The following is a 17,273-nucleotide window of genomic DNA, read 5'->3' as shown; positions in this document are numbered from 1 at the left end:
TAAGCAGTTTCAGTCGGCGATCCCCGCGCGACGGGGCCGCGTCACGGTCAGTATAGCATAAGGGCGCACGCGGAAAATCCGCTATTGCGCGCCCTCTACCCTCAAAAACTCGCCGACGGCGTCGGCCAGCGCCTCCTGCTCTTCCGCCCTGATGCCGGGGAAGATGGGGAGCGCCAGCGCCTCCCGCGACAGCCGCTCCGCCTCGGGGTAGTCGCCCTCGCGCCCGCCCAAAAAGGCGAAGCAGGGCTGAAGGTGCAGCGGCAGAGGGTAGTAGACCCGCGTGACGAAGCCGCGCTCCTCGAGCCAGGCCATCATCGCGTCGCGCCGCGGCACGCGCACCACGTATTGATGGTAGATGTGGCCGTTCCCCGGCAACACCTTCGGCGCCCGCACGCGGTCCGAAAGCCCCCTCACCTCAAAGGCCAGACGCCAGCGGTCGGCGGCCTGACGCCGGGCCTCGTTCCACTCCTCCAGGTGCGGGAGCTTCACGTCCAGGATGGCCGCCTGCAGCGCGTCCAGCCTGCTGTTCAGCCCCACCTCCCGATGAAAGTACGCGGCGCCCTCGCCGTGTACGCGCAGCTGCCGTAGGCGGGCGACCGTCTTTGGGTCCCGCGCCGTCACCATGCCGCCGTCCCCGCAGCCGCCCAGGTTCTTCGTCGGAAAGAAGGAGAAGCAGCCGAGATCCCCCCACGCACCCGCCCGCAGGATCTGGTCCCCGACGCGGCGCCACGCGCCGAAGGCCTGGGCCGCGTCCTCGACGATCAGAACCCCCCGCTCCTCCAGGAGGGGCGCGATCTCCTCGATCGGCACCGTCTGCCCGAAGAGGTGCACGGGCAGAAAGGCCTTCGTCCGCGGCGTGAGGCGTCGAAGCACGTCCTGCAGGTCCACGTTGTAGGTGTCGGGGTCGATGTCGGCGAAGACGGGGGTCGCACCAAGGCGCGTCACAGCGCTGGCCGTGGCGAAGAACGTGTAGGGCGTCGTCACAACCTCATCCCCCGGCCCCACGCCCAGGGCCATGAGGGCCAGCAGCAGGGCGTCCGACCCCGAGGCGCAGCCCACCGCCGCGCCCTCCGGCAGCTCCAGGTAGCTCTCCACGTGCTCCTCAAAGGCGCGCACCTCCCGCCCCAGGATGAAGGACTGCGCGTCGAACACGCGGTCCACCGCCGCCTGTACCTCCTCGCGGACGTCCTTAAACGCCCGCGTCAAATCCAAAATCGGAAGCCGAACTTCCACTCGCACCATCTCCTCGAAGAAAATGCCGGCCAAGCCGGCGCCCCTCTCCCATCCCGACGAGCTATCATATCATTTAGAACGTCATCGGCCGGCGGGGCAGTACACAGGGACCCCCGCCTATGGTACATTATCCCGAAAGGTTCGCCATCTATGGAGGAGGTCACGGATGTCATGAGGCTCTTTATCACAACGCTCTCCATGTTCAGCGTCATCGCCTTCGGCTACGCCCTGGCGGGGTACGGCGGAGGGGTCTTCGGCGGCGAGTACCGGGGCGCCTACGTCGGCTGGGGGCTGGCCCTGGGCTTCGCCTTCGCCGGGGCCGCCCTGTGGCTGTGGAACGCACACAAGGACGAATTCTTCGTCGATGGGACGGAGCCACGGGGCGACGACCGAACGCACGTGGAGGCCCCCGGAGAGGCGCAGGCCCCGGACGATCGGGAGGCCCCCTGAAGGGAGACTGACGGCCCGTGAGCGCCAGCAAACGGAAGTCGGAAGGCTCCCCGAAGGGGAGGACTGACGGCCCGCGGGCTGAAAGGGGGCGGGAAAGACCACCTCTTTCGGGTGTTGCCGCAGAGGAAGTTCACGTTGCATAATGGGCGTGCAGGAGGCACGGACACCCCCTGCGAAAGATCACGGTCTGGAGGGATCATGCGATGAACACGAAACGGTTTTTGTGCGCCCTGGCAACGGCTCTGCTCCTGGCGGCGGGAGCGGAGGGCGGGGAAGAGTACCCGACGTTCGGAATCTGTACGGGCGAAAACGTCCGGCTGCGGCAGGCCCCGGACACGAGTACGGACTCGAACATCACGGGGCGATTGAACGACCTGGATCGCTTCGTCATCGTCGGGGAAACGGCCGTGGACGGCGCGGTGTGGTACGAGATCGAGCACCCCGAAAAGAAGGGCACGGCCTGGGTGTTCGGCAAGTACGTCGATACATACAAGGGCGACGCCCTGGGGACGCCGGCCTTCGCCATGCATGTCCGGGTCGCCCAGAGCTTCGGCCTCACCCCGGCGCGGGCCCGCGTCATCTTCGGCGCCCCAAAGGGGAAAAAAGAGGAGAAGTTCTGGTTCGAACCGGGCGCCATGAACCGGGTCCGGGTCATCCTGACGTACCCGACCCACAGGGCCGAGTACGTGGACGGCACCCTCCATCGCGTTGACGTCACAGGGGGGACCATGCCCTTCGGGGAGGTCCGCATCGGGGACCCCGAAACGAAGCTCCATGAACTGCTGGGGGACCCCAACGGAGAGGACGAGGACGGGCAATTCTGGGAGCTCGACCCGGCGACCTTCCTGTATTTCAAGGTAAAGGGCGGGCGCGTCGCGTCGATGAGCTTCGTCCACTACCTCGACGCTTAGGAGGCGATAACCGTGATGCACGGAACAAGAGGGCATTTTGCGGCGGCCCTGTTGGCGGCTCTGGTCCTGGCGGGGACGGCCCAGGCGGACCCCATGGAGCGGTTCGTGACCTTCCCCACCCTGGGGAGCGTGACGGGCAACGACGTCCGCCTCAGGGACAACCCCGGCGTCCAGGACACAAAGGTCATCGGGAAGGCCCAGGAGTTCGACCACCTCGTCGTGCTGTCGGAGACGTCTCTGGCTGGCGATGCATGGTATGAGGTGGAGCACCCCACGAAGGCTGGGACGGCATGGATATCGGGCCGATACCTGACGCCCTGCGCGCCGGAGGACCAGCAGGACTCTCCATGGACGCGCTTCATGACGAACATGAACCAGGCCTTCGGCATCACGCCGGCGAAGGCCCGCTCCCTCTTCGGCGCCCCGGAGAAGGAGGATGGGGAAACGCTTTCCGGCGAAGATGGCCCCATCGTGAAGGACTTCCTGGAGTGGAAAGAGCACAGCGCGGGGTACCTGAACGGCTCGCTCGTGGAACTCAACGCTACGGCCACCAGCAAGCGCTTCAAGGCCCTTCGCTTGGGCGCGACCGCCGACGAGGCCGTTGAAGCGCTGGAGAAGCCCGAAAGCCGAAGCGATTCGGAGCTGACGTGGCGGCACGGGGATATGGAGGTCCTGACCCTCAGCGTTGAGGGCGGCCGCCTCACCAGCGTGAATTACCAGTTCTACTACGACATCTAGGGAAGCGCTGATTAATCTTCAAAAAGAAGGGCAAGAAAGGCCCCCCCTGCAAGGGGGGCTGCCCCGAAGGGGCTGGGACTGACGACCCGTGAGCGTCAGCGAACGGCTGCCGGAAGGCTCCCCGAAGGGGAGGGGTGTTTTTCATAAGACGTGCCTGTCTGACATTCCCCGTCAACGCCTCCACAAGACAATCCATTGCCTTGCTTCGGCACAGCCGACCAACGCAGCGCCGCAATCCTCCCCAAAGATCGGCTTGCGTGAGGCTGGTCGTCTGGCTGAGCTGCGGAAGTCCCCCGGACTTCCTTCGCCCTCAGCCGACCGACCGGCCGCCGCAATCCTCCCCAAAGATCGGCTTGCGTGAGGCTGGTCGTCTGGCTGAGCTGCGGAAGTCCCCCGGACTTCCTTCGCCCTCAGCCGACCGACCGGCCGCCGCAATCCTCCCCAAAGATCGGCTTGCGTGAGGCTGGTCGTCTGGCTGAGCTGCGGAAGTCCCCCGGACTTCCTTCGCCCTCAGCCGACCGACCGGCCGCCGCAATCCTCCCCAAAGATCGGCTTGCGTGAGGCTGGTCGTCTGGCTGAACCCCTCCGCCGCCCTTGGCGGCACCTCCCCTTTCAGGGGAGGCAATCCACATTAGACGCGATTTGGTATGAATCAGTGTTTCCCTGAAGCGCTGACGGCGAAAAAATTTTCTTTCAAAAACGTATTGACAAACCGAAAGGGCTAATATATACTTCTTCTCGAAGTTTGAAATAACTAATTAGTATTTACGAAAAAGAACTTGAGTTGATGACGTCCCGGTGCGAGGAGGGTGGCGGAGGTGTCGGAGGAGGAACTGATCGACTATGCAGCTCCCACTCTGGCCGGCTTGAAGACGGGCAGTTTGTTCACCTCCAAACACACGTCGGAGGAGGAGATTCGGCAGGACGTGAGAAGGCTCAATCGGATGTTGTCCCCCAAGGGGCTGGTCCTCGTGCCGATGAGCAAGAAAAACGGAAGGGTGTTGCTCTACCTCTACAGGAAGTCGCGTCTGGATCGCGACCTCCTGGACGAGGAAGCGGTGAAGATCCTTCGGGAACGGGGATACCGACGCATCACGCCGGGAGCGTGCGTGGCGGAGTTGATCTGCCGGCTGCGGCGTGAAGGGGCGTTTCCTCACGAGATAGGGTTGTTTTTAGGATATCCTCCCGACGACGTTCGGGGTTTTATGGATCATCGCGACGTGGGGTGCAAGTGCGTCGGAACGTGGAAGGTATACGGCGACGCGGCTGCGGCCCAGAAGGCCTTCGCGAGGTATCGAAGGTGTACGGAGATCTACGGCCGGTGCTACTCGAGGGGTCGGTCGGTGGAGCAAATGATCGTCGCCGGTTAAGATTTTGGTCAAGAGGAAGGATGGTCTGACATGAGCAAGGTCGCTGTGGTTTACTGGAGCGGGACGGGCAACACGGAGGCAATGGCCAAGGCCGTCGCGGAGGGCGCAAAGGCGAAGGGCGCGGAGGTTGACGTCCTGACGTGCGGCGAGTTCTCCGCGGACAAGGCGGCCGGCTACAGCGGCATTGCGTTTGGGTGTCCCGCCATGGGCTCCGAGGTGTTGGAGGAGTCCGAGTTCCAGCCGATGTTCGACGGCGTGAAGGACAAGTGCGCCGGCAAGAAGGTCGCCCTGTTCGGCTCCTATGGTTGGGGCAGCGGCGAGTGGATGGAGAGCTGGGAGAGCGATTGCAAGGCGGCGGGCATTGCCCTCGCCGCGCCGAGCGTGACCTGCAACGAGGCCCCGAACGCTGAGGGGCTGGAGGCCTGCAAGGAGCTGGGCGCTTCAATTTGCTGATACCGGAGGCCTGGGTGTGGATTAAGTTTCATCTCAACTGCGGCGAAGGCCGCTCCCCCTGAAGGCCCTTATCAGATATGCAGAGACAAGTTTCGTTTACCCCCCCAAGGCGGACTTGTCTCTGCATTTTTTTGTCGCCGTGTTTCCGCCGCCCCGCAAGCCCGAACGAAAAAAGCGCCTCGTTCCCAACCGCGGATGAAAATTCCCCCTTGCGCTATCGCACCCCCTGTGGTATTATTTTCTCCGCTGTTGCGGCGACACGTTTTTAAGCTGCGGAGCGTTTAAGGCCCCATCGACTAGTGGTCCAGGTCGTAGCCCTCTCAAGGCTAAAACACGAGTTCGAACCTCGTTGGGGCCGCCAACGATCATTCCCGTTCCTTCCGGTGTGAGAGCACAGAGGGAACGGGTTTATTTTTATGCCGTCGCATTAAAATTGCGAAAGGTGCCGACGAAGGAGTTGACCACCGGATGACCTGGAAGCGTAAGCTGTTCGATGCCTCGCTTTTCTTCCACAAGTTGATCGCGGACAAATTTGGGAACGCCGTTTACACCACGCTCAAGAGCGACAGCTTCTACGAACCGCTTCATGACTACGAACCGCGCGCGGCAGCCCTGGAGCTGATATCGCGGGAGGTCTATCGTTACTCGACCAGAGGGGCCACAGCCGAGCTGGGCGTCTACCGCGGAGATTTTGCCAGGAGGATCAACCACTTTTTCCCCGACAAAAAGCTCTACCTCTTCGACACCTTTGAGGGCTTTGACGGACGCGATACGGCCGTCGACCAGAAGAAAAATTTTTCAGCGGGATCGCAGGACTTCTCCCAGACGTCCGTTCAGTTGGTCCTGGAGAAAATGGAACACGGAGAAAACTGCATCGTCAAAAAAGGATGGTTCCCTGAAACGGCGGACGGCATCGATGAGAGCTTCTGCTTCGCCAGCCTCGACGTTGACCTGTATCAACCGACCCTGGCGGGGCTTCGGTTCTTTTACCCCCGACTGTCGCCCGGCGGGTACCTCATGATCCACGATTTCAACAACAGGGAGTACCCTGGCGTCCGTCAGGCGGTCAGGGAGTTCTGCACCGAAACCCATGCCGGCTACGTCTGCCTTCCGGACTTCTGCGGATCGGCCGTCATCGCAAGGTGAAAAAGCTTTCGCGGAGGCCTTCCCTACCAAAAGCGATGTGCTCTTCCAAATAATCGATCCCCCGTCCGTCCTGCGTTCAGGCCCCGAAGCGTGCGGCGTCCCCTGGCCCGCGTTGTATAATTGAAACGCGCGCCAAACGGGCGCGCTGGAGGGACGTCATGGACTTTCGCGAGGCCGACGCACTGGTGGACGCTTTCCTTACCTACCTCGAGGCGGAGCGCGGGCGCAGCCGCCTGACGGCGGAGAGCTACGCCTCCGACCTGCGCCACTGGCTGCGCTTCTGCCAGGAGGCGGCCCTGCCCCCCTACCCCATGGCGGAACCCGCCGTCTCCGCGTTCCGCCGCAGCCTGGAGGCGGAGGGAAAGGCGCGCTCCACCCAGCAGCGGGCCATCGCGGCGTTGAGGTCCTGGGGGCGTTACGTGGAGATGGAGCGCGGGGAGGACGGGGAGTTTCCCCTCCCGGAGCTGCCTAAAAAAACTCAACTGGAGCCCCGCGTCCTGAACGAGGCGGAGGTCGAGCGGCTGTTCGAGGCCTGCCGGGGGACAAAGCCCCTGGACGTGCGCGACGCCGCCCTCGTCGAGGTGGGGTACGGCTGCGGCCTGCGGGCCAGCGAGATCTGCGGTCTGAGGGTGTTGGACCTGGACTTCGAGTCCCGCCTGCTGCGGACGGTGGGCAAGGGGGACAAGGAGCGCGTCGTCCCCTTCCTTGGGGGCGCCGCCCGCAGCGTGCGGACGTACCTGGAGACGGCCCGGCCGCAGCTGAACGGGCGGGGGCTGCCCTTCGTGTTCCTGTCCTGCCGGGGACGCCGGCTGAGCCGCGTGGACCTCTGGCGCATCCTCCGGCGGCGCGGCGAGATGGCGGGGATCGCACGCGCCCGCCTATACCCCCACATCCTGCGACACAGCTTCGCCACACACCTTCTGGCCCGCGGCATGGACATGCGTACGCTGCAGGAGATGCTGGGACACTCTTCCATCATGACGACGCAGGTCTACGCCCACTTCGACCGCGAGATGCGGGACGAATACGATCGCTTTCACCCCCGCGCCTGACGGATTGCGGGCTTCTTTTCTGGACAACGAGGAGGTAATGGAATGGGTCGAGATGACAAGAGCTCCTATGAGTGCGCGTTTGACGCCGCCCTCTACATCCTTCAAAGGCAGAGGGTATATTGTGAGCCGCTGACCGCCGTGGTGCTGGGGTCGGGGCTGGGAGCCGTTGCGGAGGCGGTGGAGGACCCATGCACGGTAGACGTGGAGGACATCCCGCACTGGCCGGTGCCCACCGCGCCGGGACACGCGGGGTGCGTGGTGCTGGGGAAGCTGGAGGGTCGGCCCGTGGTGGTGATGCAGGGGCGCATACACTGCTATGAGGGCCATTCCATACGCAGGGCGGCGTTTCCGGCGCGCGTGGCGAGGATGATGGGCGTGCGCCAGTACGTGGCGACGAACGCCTCCGGAGGGATCAGTGCGCAGATGGAGCCGGGCACCATTGCGGCGGTGGAGGACCACATCAACCTGATGGGGGACAACCCCCTGGCCGGGCCCCTCGACCTGCGCTGGGACACCCAGTTTCCGGACCTGACCCACGCCTACAGCCCGCGCCTCCTGAAGCTGCTGGACCGGGCGGCGGACGAGGCGGGCGTGCAGCTGCAACGCGGCGTCTACGCCGCCTTCAAGGGACCGTCCTACGAGACGCCGGCGGAGATCCGCATGGCCCGCATGATGGGGGCAGACCTTGTGGGCATGTCCACGGTGCCGGAGGTCATCGTGGCCAACTCCATGGGGCTCGAGACCGCGGTGCTCTCCTGCGTCGCGAACAAGGCCGCGGGCCTGTCGGAGAAGCCGCTGACGGAGAGCGAGGTCCTGTCCGTCATGGCCGAGTCCGCGTATCCTCTGACGGCGATCATCCGCGGGCTGATGCGGGAGCTCAATCGGGAGGACAACAAGGCAGAATGAGCGCGTTGGGGTCGGAAAAAAACAGCGGGGCCGCGTCGGACGGCTCCTCGAGGGAGGCGGCCTGCGGGGCGGGGTGGCGGGCCCTGGCGAGGTGCGCCGCGCTTTTCTGCCTTGCGGCCTCGCTTTGGGGAGGCCCCGCCTGGGGGGCCGCTTTCGTCTCCTTCCCCACCAGCTGGGACGTGGGGCAGGCCTTCGCCGTGTCGATCACGTCGGACGCCGACTACGACGCCCCGACGGTCACGTGGCTCAAGCGGACGGTATCGCTGGACGTGGAGCCGGGAGGCGACGGGCGCATCTCCTACGCGCTGCTGGGCTCCTACGTGCGCGACGTCAAGCCGGGAGAGTACCCCATCCTGTTCGAGTTCACCCAGGGGGAGCAGCGCTTTCACGTGAAGGGCAAGGTGGCGCTGCGGGCCCGGAAGTACCCCCAGGAGCGGCTGAGGGTCAGCCCGAAGATGGTGAGCCCGCCGAAGGGGGAGCTGGCCCGCATCAAGCGCGAGGCCGCGCTGGCCGCGCGGGCCAAGGGGACCATGACGGTGCAGCGCAAATGGACGACGCCGGCCCAAAAGCCCCTCGACATGATGAAGGTCACCAGCAGCTACGGCTTTCAGCGCGTCTACAACGGCACGCCGCGCGGCTACCACGCGGGGACGGACCTGCGCTCCGCGGTGGGCACGGCGGTGCGCGCGCCCTTTGCCGGGACGGTCGTCCTGGTGGGCGACCACTACTACGCGGGAGGCAGCGTCTACGTGGATTCGGGGAACGGGGTGGTGAGCGTCTTCTTTCACCTGAACGAGAGCCTTGTGAAGGTGGGGCAGCGCGTCGCGCGCGGGCAGGTCGTCGGGCGCAGCGGGCGTTCGGGCCGCGTCACGGGCCCGCACCTGCACTATGGCCTGTGCCTCGCGGGACAGTACGTCGATCCGATGCCGCTGTTCGAGACGAGCGTCACGCAGCTCCTGAAGCGCGCGGGGCGGGCGAAGGTGGCGGATTGAGCGGGCGGTGAGGCCATCCGCCCGGCGGCCTCATCGCTGCATCAGGTGGATGGCGAAGCCCCCGATCTCGCGGTCCAGGTAGACGAAGGTCAGCCGCCCCCGCTCATCGTGCCGCTCCGTCTCGCTGCGCGTCCCCATGCCCTTGCGGGCGAGGAAGGCCAGGGCGCGCGTCATGCTGAGGACGGAGAGCGCGATGTGTCCGTGCATTCCGAGGAAGGGCGTCTTCATGAACTCGAAGCCGTCGCCCACGAAGAAGCTCTTGTTGCCCTGCCGAAGCGGGAAGCCGAAGAGGTCGCACATGAGCTCGGACTCGTCCTGGGCTGTGCCCGCATCCGGCTCGTTGATGCCCACGTGGTCCAGCTCGAAGCCCACGGCCTGGATGACGGCCTGGCGCGAGAGCCGCGCGACGTCGTCGAACCTCTCCGCGGCGATGAGGTCGGGCGGCGCCATCCAGCTGCCCGCCGCGGCCAGGACGCAGGGCAGGGCCAGGTAGCCCTGAAGGTTCGCGGCGTTCACGCCCCCGGAGGGAATGTAATGCATGGCGTGGTAGGGGGCCGAGAGGGCGCGCAGCATGGCCGGCCCGCCGGACTGTTCCGCGGGGAAGAAGCGCATCAGGGAGAGTCCCGCCCGAAGCCCCTGCTCCACCTGCGTCGGCGTGTTGGCTCCGGGGACGACGAGGATTCCGTTGTCCATGCAGTACCCCACCAAATCCGGGTTGAAGCCCGCGCTGGTGATGAACTTCGCGCCGGCGGAGACGGCCTTTCGGGCCTGTTCCACGGTCAGCACGGTGCCCGCCCCCACGAGGAGGTCCGGCAGCTCCGAGGCCAGGACGCGGATGGATTCCTCCGCCGCGTTGGTGCGGAAGGTGACCTCCGCCACAGGCAGGTCCCCCTCCAGCAGGGCCGTGCCGAGGGGCAGCGCGTGGTTCGGGTTGTCCACGGTGACGACGGGTATGACGCCGACGTCCGCGATCCGTTGCAGCACTTCGTTCATTTGTGATCCCCCTTCTCTCCATAACGAAATTGAGACACCCAACCGCCCGGCCTCGAAGGAGCGGCCCCGTCCGTCGGCTGCGATGGAACGCCGAAAACGGGTTGCGCCGACACCCTTCAGGAGGCATTGTACTATAGCGCGGCGGGAAAGGCCATAACCCGCCGCTCCGCCGTCTTGCGCCGTGCGGCCCTCCTCGATTCCTCCGCGCGGCGTCCATGTGCTATGATCTTCCCAAAAGGCCCGTCGACCCGTCGAAACGGAGGCCCCGACCGAAGCGGATTTTGCCTGCCGCCGACCGGGGAGGCGGAAGGGCCGGCGAGGGGGCGTTCTCCCGGCGCGCGCAGCCCGGCCGCGATGACGGGGTCGTCAGAATCCCATGAGGAGGTCGTCAGAATGCGTAACGTTCCATCCGAACTCGTTGAGGCGCGGGATTTTCTGTGGCTGAACCCGGACGTCAAGCCCTTCGCGGAGGCCGATCCCGGCTTCCCGCTGGACGGGGCCATGGTGGAGGACGCGGCGGCGCGGCTTCTCCGCTTCGCCCCGTTCCTGAAACGCCGCTTCCCGGAGACGGGGGACGGCATCATCGAGTCTCCCCTCACGGAGACGCCCCGGATGCAGGCGGCGCTCTCCGCACCCGTACCGGGCCGCCTGTTCCTGAAGCGGGACGGCGACCTGCCCATCGCGGGGTCCGTCAAGGCGCGCGGCGGCATCTACGAGGTGCTCTGCCGCACCGAGGAACTCGCCCTGAAGGCCGGCATCCTGCGCCCGACCGACGACTACTCCGTCCTGGCGGACCACCGGGACTTTTTCGCCCAGTACAAGATGCAGGTGGGCTCCACGGGGAACCTTGGCCTGAGCATCGGCATCATGTCCGCGGCCATTGGCTACCAGGCCATCGTCCACATGTCGTCGGACGCACGCCGCTGGAAGAAGGACCTGCTGCGCCGCCACGGGGTCACGGTCAAGGAGTACGACGGCGATTACAGCGCTGCGGTGCGGGAGGGACGACGGCTCTCCGACGAGGACCCGAAGAGCTTCTTTGTGGACGACGAGAGCTCGCGGATGCTCTTCCTCGGCTACGCCGTGGCGGGGGGGCGCACCAGGGTCCAGCTGGAGGAGCTGGGCATCGCGCCGGGGGCGGACCGTCCCCTGTTCCTCTACGTTCCCTGCGGCGTCGGCGGCGCGCCGGGGGGCGTGACCTTCGGCTTCAAACAGCTCTTCGGCGACGGCGTGCACGCCTTCTTCGCCGAGCCCGTTCAGGCTCCCTGTATGCTGCTGGGCATGGCCACAGGCAAGGGGAACGGCATCTCCGTTCAGGACGTCGGCCTGACGGGACGCACCCAGGCCGACGGGCTGGCCGTGGGACGACCCTCCGGCTTCGTGGGGCGGGTGATGAGGGACATGCTGGACGGCATCGCCACCGTCAGCGACGGCCGGCTCTACGATTACCTGCGCCTGCTGGAGGGGACCGAGGGCCTGTTCATGGAGCCGAGCGCCTGCGCCGCTTACGCCGCGCTGGAGGCCGTCTTCGGGACCGAAGCGGGGCGGGCGTACTGCCGCCGCTTCACGGAGGAGCAACTGAAGCGCTCCGTCCACGTCGTCTGGAGCACCGGCGGCAGCATGGTGCCGGAGGAGGAGCGCGCCGCGTATCGCTCCACGAGGCTCTAATCCACCTGTGTTATCATAGTTTCGCTGGGGGAGTTTCGCTTTAAAAAAGAAGGAGCTGCTGCCGTTTGGAGCTGGACCGTGAAGCTTTGGCCGGGGAGGCCGCGCAGGAGGCCTGGGGCACGCCGCTGTGCCACGCCCTGCGGAGGCGTGTCGGACGCGCGCTGGCGCGCTGGCGCATGATCGAGCCGGGGGACCGGGTGTTGGTGGGCCTGTCGGGGGGCAAGGACAGCCTCGTCCTGCTCCACGCCCTGTCGGACCTCCGGGGGTGCAGTCCGGTTCCCTTCGAGCTGGCCGCCTGCACCGTGGGCCTGACGGGCATGGACACGAGGGGGCTCGCGGCCTACTGCGCGGCCCGCGGCGTGCCCTACGCCGTGGCGCCCCAACCCATCGTCGAGATCATTCAGGAGCGCCAGGAGCGCTCCCCCTGCAGCTTCTGCGCCAACATGCGCCGCGGGGTCCTGAGCTCCTGGGCCGCTCAGCACGGCTTCAACAGGCTGGCGCTGGGACACACCCTGGACGACGCCGCGGAGACGTTCTTCATGAACCTGCTCCAGGCCGGGAGGGCGCGGAGCTTCCTGCCCGTCGTCCACATGTCGAGGGCCGGCGTCACGGTGATCCGCCCCCTGGTGCTCTCCACGGAGCCCGCGATCGTCGACGAGGCGCGGCGCCTGGCCCTGCCGGTGCTGGCTCACGCGGCCTGCCCCTGGGCCGGGCACACGGAGCGGCAGCGCGTGCGCGCCCTCCTGTCCGACCTTCGGGCCGACGTGCCCGACCTGAACGGCAAGCTGCTCAACGCGCTGGAGCGCCTGAGCGGTCAGGACGCATGGAAGGAGGGGGCCTGACCGTGGCGAGGGAGGAAGCGGTCCCCGGAGACGTCAGGATGACACCCTGGCTGGATCAGTACAAGGCCTTCAAGGAGCGGTACCCGGACGCGCTCCTGCTGTTTCGGATGGGGGATTTCTACGAGCTCTTCTTCGATGACGCCCGCGTCGCCGCGTCCGTGCTGGACATCGCGCTGACCGCGCGGGACAGCGAGAAGAAGATCCCCATGGCCGGCGTGCCGCACCACGCGCTCTCCCTCTACCTCGGCCGGCTGATCAAGGCCGGCTACCGCGCCGCCATCTGCGAGCAGGTCGGCGCGGTCCCGTCGAAGGGCGTGGTGGAGCGGCGCGTGGTGCGCGTCGTGACACCCGGCACCTACGTGCCCGAGGAGGGGACGGAGGCGGGGCACCTGGCCGCCCTCCTGCCCCTGCGGAACGGACGCGCGGCGCTGGCGCTCCTGGCCGTGGAGACGGGCAGCCTCGAGGCCGGCACGCTGCCGGAGGAGGAGGCCGCGGCGCTGCTCTCGGCCTTCGCGCCGGGGGAGGTGCTCTTCCCCTCCAACCTGGAAGGCGCCCTGCCGGACTTTCTGGAGGGGCGGCCCCTGCGCCCCGCCGCCCCGGAGGCCTTCAAGACGGCGAACGCGGCCCGCAGGCTCTCCTCCGCCCTGGGCGGCTCGCGCCTCGCGTCCTTCGGCGTCGAGGAGGAGGACCCCTGCGTGGGGCCGGCCTGGGCCGTGCTGGACTACCTCTCCGCGACGCAGTTCAGCGCGGTGCGCCACGTGCTGCGCGTGACGCCGCTCTTCGTGAAGGGGCGCATGGTCATCGACGAGGCCGCCCAGCGCAACCTGGAGCTGATCCCGGAGACGGCGGCGGGAGGTGCCTCGCTGTTCTCCTGCCTGGACCGCTGCCGCACCCCCATGGGACGCCGCACGCTGCGGGGCTGGCTGCTGCGCCCGCTGATGGACGTCGCCGCCATCGAGCGCCGCCAGGCCTGCATCGGCCTCATCGCAGACGACGCGCCCGCGTCCTCCCGCCTCCAGGACCTCCTGGCCGGGATGCGGGACGTGGAGCGTGCCCTGTCGCGCCTCGCCCTGGGCGAGGGGACGCCGCGGGACCTGGCCGCGGTCCGCGACACCCTGCGCCTCCTGCCGGACCTCCTCGCCGTGGAGTTCCCGGAGCCCCTGGCGGGCCTGTTCCGCTCCTTCCCCGACGCCTCGGCTCTTCGCCAATACCTTGAGGAAGCCCTCGAGGACGACCTGCCGCGGGCGCTGGGACAGGGGCCCGTGATCCGGTCCTCCTTCAGCCCCGAGCTGGCCTCCTGGCGCGACGCTGCGGGGAAGGGGGAGGCCTGGCTGGAGGACTACCTGGAGCGCGAGCGCGCGGCCTGCGCCACGCCGCGGCTGAAGGTCGGCTACAACCGGGCCTTCGGCTATTACCTAGAGGTCGGGCGCACGGGCCTGACCACGGTGCCGCCCCACTTCGAGCGCCGGCAGACCCTGGTCAACGCGGAGCGCTTCGTCACGGCGGAGCTAAGGGAGTTTCAGGACCGGATGCTGCGCAGCGAGGGGGAGATCGCGCGCGTCGAGGGGGAGCTCTACCGGCAGGTGACGGAGTGCGTGGTGCAGGCCGGCGCCGACCTGCAGGTGACGGGGCGCCTCCTGGGCGTGCTGGATTGTCTGGCTTCCGAGGCCGTCGTGGCGCGGGAGCGAAACTTCGTCCGCCCCACGGTGAACGAGTCCGCAGAGTTCTCCGTCCGGGGGGGCCGTCACCCGGTGCTGGAGGCGGCCATGGCGGACGCGGCCTTCGTCCCCAACGACGTGACGCTGGGGAAAGACGACGCCCGCGTCGTCATCCTGACCGGTCCCAACATGGCGGGCAAGTCCACCTGGCTGCGCATGACGGCGCTCCTCTCCATCATGGCCCAGGCGGGCCTCTGGCTCCCGGCGGAGAGCGCCGTCATAGGCCTCGTGGACCGGGTGTTCACGCGCATCGGCGCGCGGGACGACCTAGTGCGGGGCAGCAGCACCTTCATGGTGGAGATGCTGGAGACGGCCAACATCCTGAACAACGTCACGGATCGAAGCCTCGTGATCCTGGACGAGGTGGGGCGGGGGACGGCCACCTGGGACGGGATGAGCATCGCCTGGGCCGTGCTGGAGCACCTGCAGGCGGAGACCCGGGCGCGCGTGCTCTTCGCCACGCACTACCACGAGCTGACCCACCTAGAGGACCGGCTTCCAGGCGTGAAAAACCTCAGCATGGCCGTGGCCGAGGGGAAGACGGGGATCCTGTTCCTCCACCAGGTGACGCCCGGCCCGGCGGACCGCTCCTACGGCATCGAGGTTGCGCGGCTTGCGGGCCTGCCCCCCTCCGTGCTGCGCCGAGCCTTCGAGCTCCTGGAGCTCTTCGAGCGCGAGGGCTTTGAGCGTGCGGACGTCCCCCCTCCCCTGCCCCAGAAGGCGCTGAGGCGCCAGCTTCTCCTGTTCTCGCCGGAGACGGACGCCGTGGTGGAGGAGCTGGCGGAGCTGGACGTGACGGACCTGACGCCGGATCAGGCGCTGGAGGCCCTTCGCCGCCTGAAGGAGAAGAGCGTGAGGGCGTTGAGCCATGCCTGAGATTCGGGAGCTGCCGGAGGGAGTCTGGACCCGCATCGCGGCGGGCGAGGTGGTGGAGCGTCCGGCCTCGGCCGTCAAGGAACTGGTGGAGAACGCGCTGGACGCGGGCGCGCGCCGGGTGCGGGTGCGCCTGTGGGACGGAGGGCGGCTGCGCATCGTGGTGGAGGACGACGGCTGCGGCATCGGCTTTGAGGACCTGCCCCTGGCGCTTCTGCCGCACGCCACCAGCAAGCTCCGGGGCATCGAGGACCTTGAGAGCATCCGCACCTTGGGCTATCGGGGCGAGGCGCTGGCCAGCCTTGTCGCGGTGGCGGACCTCGAGATCCGCAGCCGTCCGGAGGGCGGGGCGGGCGGCCTGATCCGAGCTTCGGGAGGGCACGTGACGGAGCACGTCGCCGCAGCCTGCGCGCCGGGGACGCGCGTCCAGGCGGACGAGCTGTTCAAGGAGCTCCCCGCGCGGCGCAAGTTCATGAAGAGCGCGGCGGGGGAGCTGCGCCGCGCGGCCTCCGTCATGCGGGAGTACGCCGTGGCCCGGCCGGACGTGAGCTTCGCCCTGGAGCACGACGGGCGCGAGGTCCTCGCCACGGACGGGGCGGGGGACCGCCGGCGCGTCCTGGAGCGGTTGTGGGGCGCGGAGCCCCCCGTTCAGACGGCGGAGGCCGAGGCCGGACACCTGTCCCTCGTCGCCTGGCTGCAGTCGCGGCAGGGCCGCAGCGATGTCATGGCCTTCGTCAACGGGCGCGCCGTGAACGACCCCGTCGTCAAGGGGGCGGTGACTGCAGCCGCGCGGGAGCTGACGGGGAACTGGGCCCTGTTCCTGTCCCTGGACCCGTCGCTGGTGGACGTCAACATCCACCCGGCCAAAGCGGAGGTGCGCTTCCGCTACGCGGGGGAGGTGTTCGAGGCCGTGCGGGAGGCGGCGGGGAAGCTGGGCGCCCCGGCCCCTCTGACGTTCCCGCCGGCGGGCGCGCCGGCGTTGGGCGCGGGGTCCCGCGCCGCCGTCATGGAGCGCGGCTGGAGCTTCCGGGAGGGCCCTGCGCCCCGCCCTGCGGCCCCCCGTCCTGCCCCGCCCCCTGCCTCCTCCCCTCCCCTGCCCCCCTTCAGCCGCGTCGAGCCGCCCGACTTCGGCGGAGCCGACCGGCCCGAGGCGGAGCCCCCCACGGCACCGGCGCCGTGGAGGGAGGAAAGCGAGCCGAGCCCGAAGCCGGAGGGCGTTCCGGCGGTGGAGGCTCCGGTCTACATGGGCCAGACCTCCCAGGGCTATCTGGTCTTCGACGCGCCGGATGGGCTGGTGCTGATGGACCCCCATGCGGCGCACGAGCGGGTGGGCTACGAACGGATCCGCGATCGGGCGATGGGAGAGGCGGCGGTCCAGAAGCTCCTGCTCCCGACGCCGCTGCCGCCGACGCTGGCCCTGGAGGCGGAGGAGTACCGCGCCGCCCTCGAAGCGGCGGGCTTCAGCCTGGAGAGCCACGAGGGCGGCCTGCGCCTCGCCGCCGTCCCCGCGCTGCCCGACGGCGCGCCGGAGCCGGAGGCCCTGCTGAGGGCGTCCCTGGCTGCGCTGAAGGCGGACCGGGACGGCGACGCGAAGGAGCTTTTGTGGCGCACATGGGCGACCATGGCCTGCAAGGCGGCCGTGAAGCTCACCACCGCTCTGGCCCCCGCGGAGGCCCTCGCGCTGTGGCGCGACCTCCACCGGTGCGTTCAGCCCTTCCACTGCCCCCACGGCAGGCCCACGATGCTGGTCCTAGGGCCGGAGGAGCTCCTGAGGCGCTTCGGCAGGGAGTGAGGGGGCCGGAGACGACGAGAGGGGGCGATGAAAACGACGAACGACGGATTTTCGTATCGGGTCTTCTTTGAGCGGGTCTTTGACCCCATCGCGATGTATCGGGTCGCGGGAGCCCCCGCGAAAGGCGCCTGGGGCG

The 17,273-nt window shown here is 67.9% G+C and carries 15 protein-coding genes and 1 tRNA gene; 14 read left to right on the top strand and 2 right to left on the bottom strand.

The window, feature by feature from the left end; all coding sequences use genetic code 11:
* Positions 1–81 precede the first annotated feature (81 nt).
* Entirely contained in the window at positions 82–1,233 is a 1,152-nt protein-coding gene (locus ACK28C_RS06635) for a DegT/DnrJ/EryC1/StrS family aminotransferase (RefSeq protein ID WP_409151944.1), read from the bottom strand.
* Positions 1,234–1,404: 171 nt separating this feature from the next.
* Between ACK28C_RS06635 and ACK28C_RS06630 the strand changes: the two genes are divergently transcribed.
* From ACK28C_RS06630 to ACK28C_RS06585, 10 genes are all read left to right on the top strand, one after another.
* A complete protein-coding gene (locus ACK28C_RS06630) occupies positions 1,405–1,683 on the top strand; it encodes a hypothetical protein (protein ID WP_409151943.1) in 279 nt (92 codons plus the stop codon).
* Between the two features lie 203 nt (positions 1,684–1,886).
* Positions 1,887–2,594 (top strand): SH3 domain-containing protein, encoded by a 708-nt coding sequence (locus ACK28C_RS06625; protein ID WP_409151942.1) that lies wholly within the window; start codon positions 1,887–1,889, stop codon positions 2,592–2,594.
* A gap of 15 nt (positions 2,595–2,609) precedes the next feature.
* The gene (locus ACK28C_RS06620; protein ID WP_409151941.1) at positions 2,610–3,332 is read left to right on the top strand and encodes a hypothetical protein; all 723 of its coding nucleotides are present in this window, start codon (positions 2,610–2,612) and stop codon (positions 3,330–3,332) included.
* A gap of 818 nt (positions 3,333–4,150) precedes the next feature.
* Entirely contained in the window at positions 4,151–4,702 is a 552-nt protein-coding gene (locus ACK28C_RS06615; protein ID WP_208873063.1) for a DUF3793 family protein, read from the top strand.
* A 30-nt stretch (positions 4,703–4,732) separates the two neighbouring features.
* Positions 4,733–5,155: a flavodoxin gene (locus ACK28C_RS06610; RefSeq protein WP_015556477.1), complete on the top strand. Its 423-nt coding sequence runs from the start codon at positions 4,733–4,735 to the stop codon at positions 5,153–5,155.
* Between the two features lie 285 nt (positions 5,156–5,440).
* A tRNA-Glu gene (locus ACK28C_RS06605) sits at positions 5,441–5,516 on the top strand.
* Between the two features lie 107 nt (positions 5,517–5,623).
* Positions 5,624–6,301, top strand: coding sequence for a TylF/MycF/NovP-related O-methyltransferase (locus ACK28C_RS06600; protein WP_409151940.1), 678 nt, complete (start codon positions 5,624–5,626; stop codon positions 6,299–6,301).
* Positions 6,302–6,459: 158 nt separating this feature from the next.
* A complete protein-coding gene (locus ACK28C_RS06595) occupies positions 6,460–7,353 on the top strand; it encodes a tyrosine-type recombinase/integrase (protein WP_409151939.1) in 894 nt (297 codons plus the stop codon).
* 42 nt (positions 7,354–7,395) lie between these two features.
* On the top strand, positions 7,396–8,259 hold the full coding sequence (locus tag ACK28C_RS06590) for a purine-nucleoside phosphorylase (protein WP_409151938.1): 864 nt from the start codon (positions 7,396–7,398) through the stop codon (positions 8,257–8,259).
* Positions 8,256–9,251, top strand: coding sequence for a M23 family metallopeptidase (locus tag ACK28C_RS06585; protein WP_015556475.1), 996 nt, complete (start codon positions 8,256–8,258; stop codon positions 9,249–9,251). The genes ACK28C_RS06590 and ACK28C_RS06585 overlap by 4 nt, the downstream gene beginning before the upstream one ends.
* 30 nt (positions 9,252–9,281) lie before the next feature.
* On the opposite strand, the gene eda is transcribed toward ACK28C_RS06585, so the two are convergent.
* Complete coding sequence (gene eda, locus ACK28C_RS06580; RefSeq protein ID WP_015556474.1) at positions 9,282–10,244, bottom strand: bifunctional 4-hydroxy-2-oxoglutarate aldolase/2-dehydro-3-deoxy-phosphogluconate aldolase; 963 nt, start codon at positions 10,242–10,244, stop codon at positions 9,282–9,284.
* A 222-nt stretch (positions 10,245–10,466) separates the two neighbouring features.
* On the opposite strand from eda, the gene dsdA reads away from it, so the two are divergent.
* The 4 genes from dsdA to mutL all read left to right on the top strand — a co-directional run bounded on the left by dsdA (position 10,467) and on the right by mutL (position 17,137).
* Entirely contained in the window at positions 10,467–11,912 is a 1,446-nt protein-coding gene (dsdA, locus tag ACK28C_RS06575) for a D-serine ammonia-lyase (RefSeq protein WP_409152646.1), read from the top strand.
* Positions 11,913–11,977: 65 nt separating this feature from the next.
* Complete coding sequence (locus ACK28C_RS06570; protein ID WP_409151937.1) at positions 11,978–12,754, top strand: tRNA 2-thiocytidine biosynthesis TtcA family protein; 777 nt, start codon at positions 11,978–11,980, stop codon at positions 12,752–12,754.
* Between the two features lie 2 nt (positions 12,755–12,756).
* Entirely contained in the window at positions 12,757–15,348 is a 2,592-nt protein-coding gene (gene mutS, locus ACK28C_RS06565; protein WP_409151936.1) for a DNA mismatch repair protein MutS, read from the top strand.
* Complete coding sequence (gene mutL / locus ACK28C_RS06560) at positions 15,341–17,137, top strand: DNA mismatch repair endonuclease MutL (RefSeq protein ID WP_409151935.1); 1,797 nt, start codon at positions 15,341–15,343, stop codon at positions 17,135–17,137. The genes mutS and mutL overlap by 8 nt, the downstream gene beginning before the upstream one ends.
* The last annotated feature ends 136 nt before the right edge of the window (positions 17,138–17,273 follow it).

Origin of the sequence: Fretibacterium fastidiosum (assembly GCF_964642095.1) — a bacterium.
Taxonomy (GTDB): Bacteria; Synergistota; Synergistia; order Synergistales; family Aminobacteriaceae; genus Fretibacterium; species Fretibacterium fastidiosum.
Note: the sequence above shows the minus strand (reverse complement) of the source record. Positions and strands in the feature narration are given on the sequence as shown.

Bases quoted from the DNA above. Each gene is read 5' to 3' on its own strand.
- ACK28C_RS06595 (WP_409151939.1), top strand. From the start codon at position 6,460: ATGGACTTTCGCGAGGCCGACGCACTGGTGGACGCTTTCCTTACCTAC.
- ACK28C_RS06590 (WP_409151938.1), top strand. From the start codon at position 7,396: ATGGGTCGAGATGACAAGAGCTCCTATGAGTGCGCGTTTGACGCCGCC.
- ACK28C_RS06600 (WP_409151940.1), top strand. From the start codon at position 5,624: ATGACCTGGAAGCGTAAGCTGTTCGATGCCTCGCTTTTCTTCCACAAG.
- ACK28C_RS06630 (WP_409151943.1), top strand. From the start codon at position 1,405: ATGAGGCTCTTTATCACAACGCTCTCCATGTTCAGCGTCATCGCCTTC.
- ACK28C_RS06610 (WP_015556477.1), top strand. From the start codon at position 4,733: ATGAGCAAGGTCGCTGTGGTTTACTGGAGCGGGACGGGCAACACGGAG.
- ACK28C_RS06585 (WP_015556475.1), top strand. From the start codon at position 8,256: ATGAGCGCGTTGGGGTCGGAAAAAAACAGCGGGGCCGCGTCGGACGGC.
- mutL (WP_409151935.1), top strand. From the start codon at position 15,341: ATGCCTGAGATTCGGGAGCTGCCGGAGGGAGTCTGGACCCGCATCGCG.
- eda (WP_015556474.1), bottom strand. From the start codon at position 10,244: ATGAACGAAGTGCTGCAACGGATCGCGGACGTCGGCGTCATACCCGTC.
- ACK28C_RS06620 (WP_409151941.1), top strand. From the start codon at position 2,610: ATGCACGGAACAAGAGGGCATTTTGCGGCGGCCCTGTTGGCGGCTCTG.
- ACK28C_RS06625 (WP_409151942.1), top strand. From the start codon at position 1,887: ATGAACACGAAACGGTTTTTGTGCGCCCTGGCAACGGCTCTGCTCCTG.
- dsdA (WP_409152646.1), top strand. From the start codon at position 10,467: ATGATCTTCCCAAAAGGCCCGTCGACCCGTCGAAACGGAGGCCCCGAC.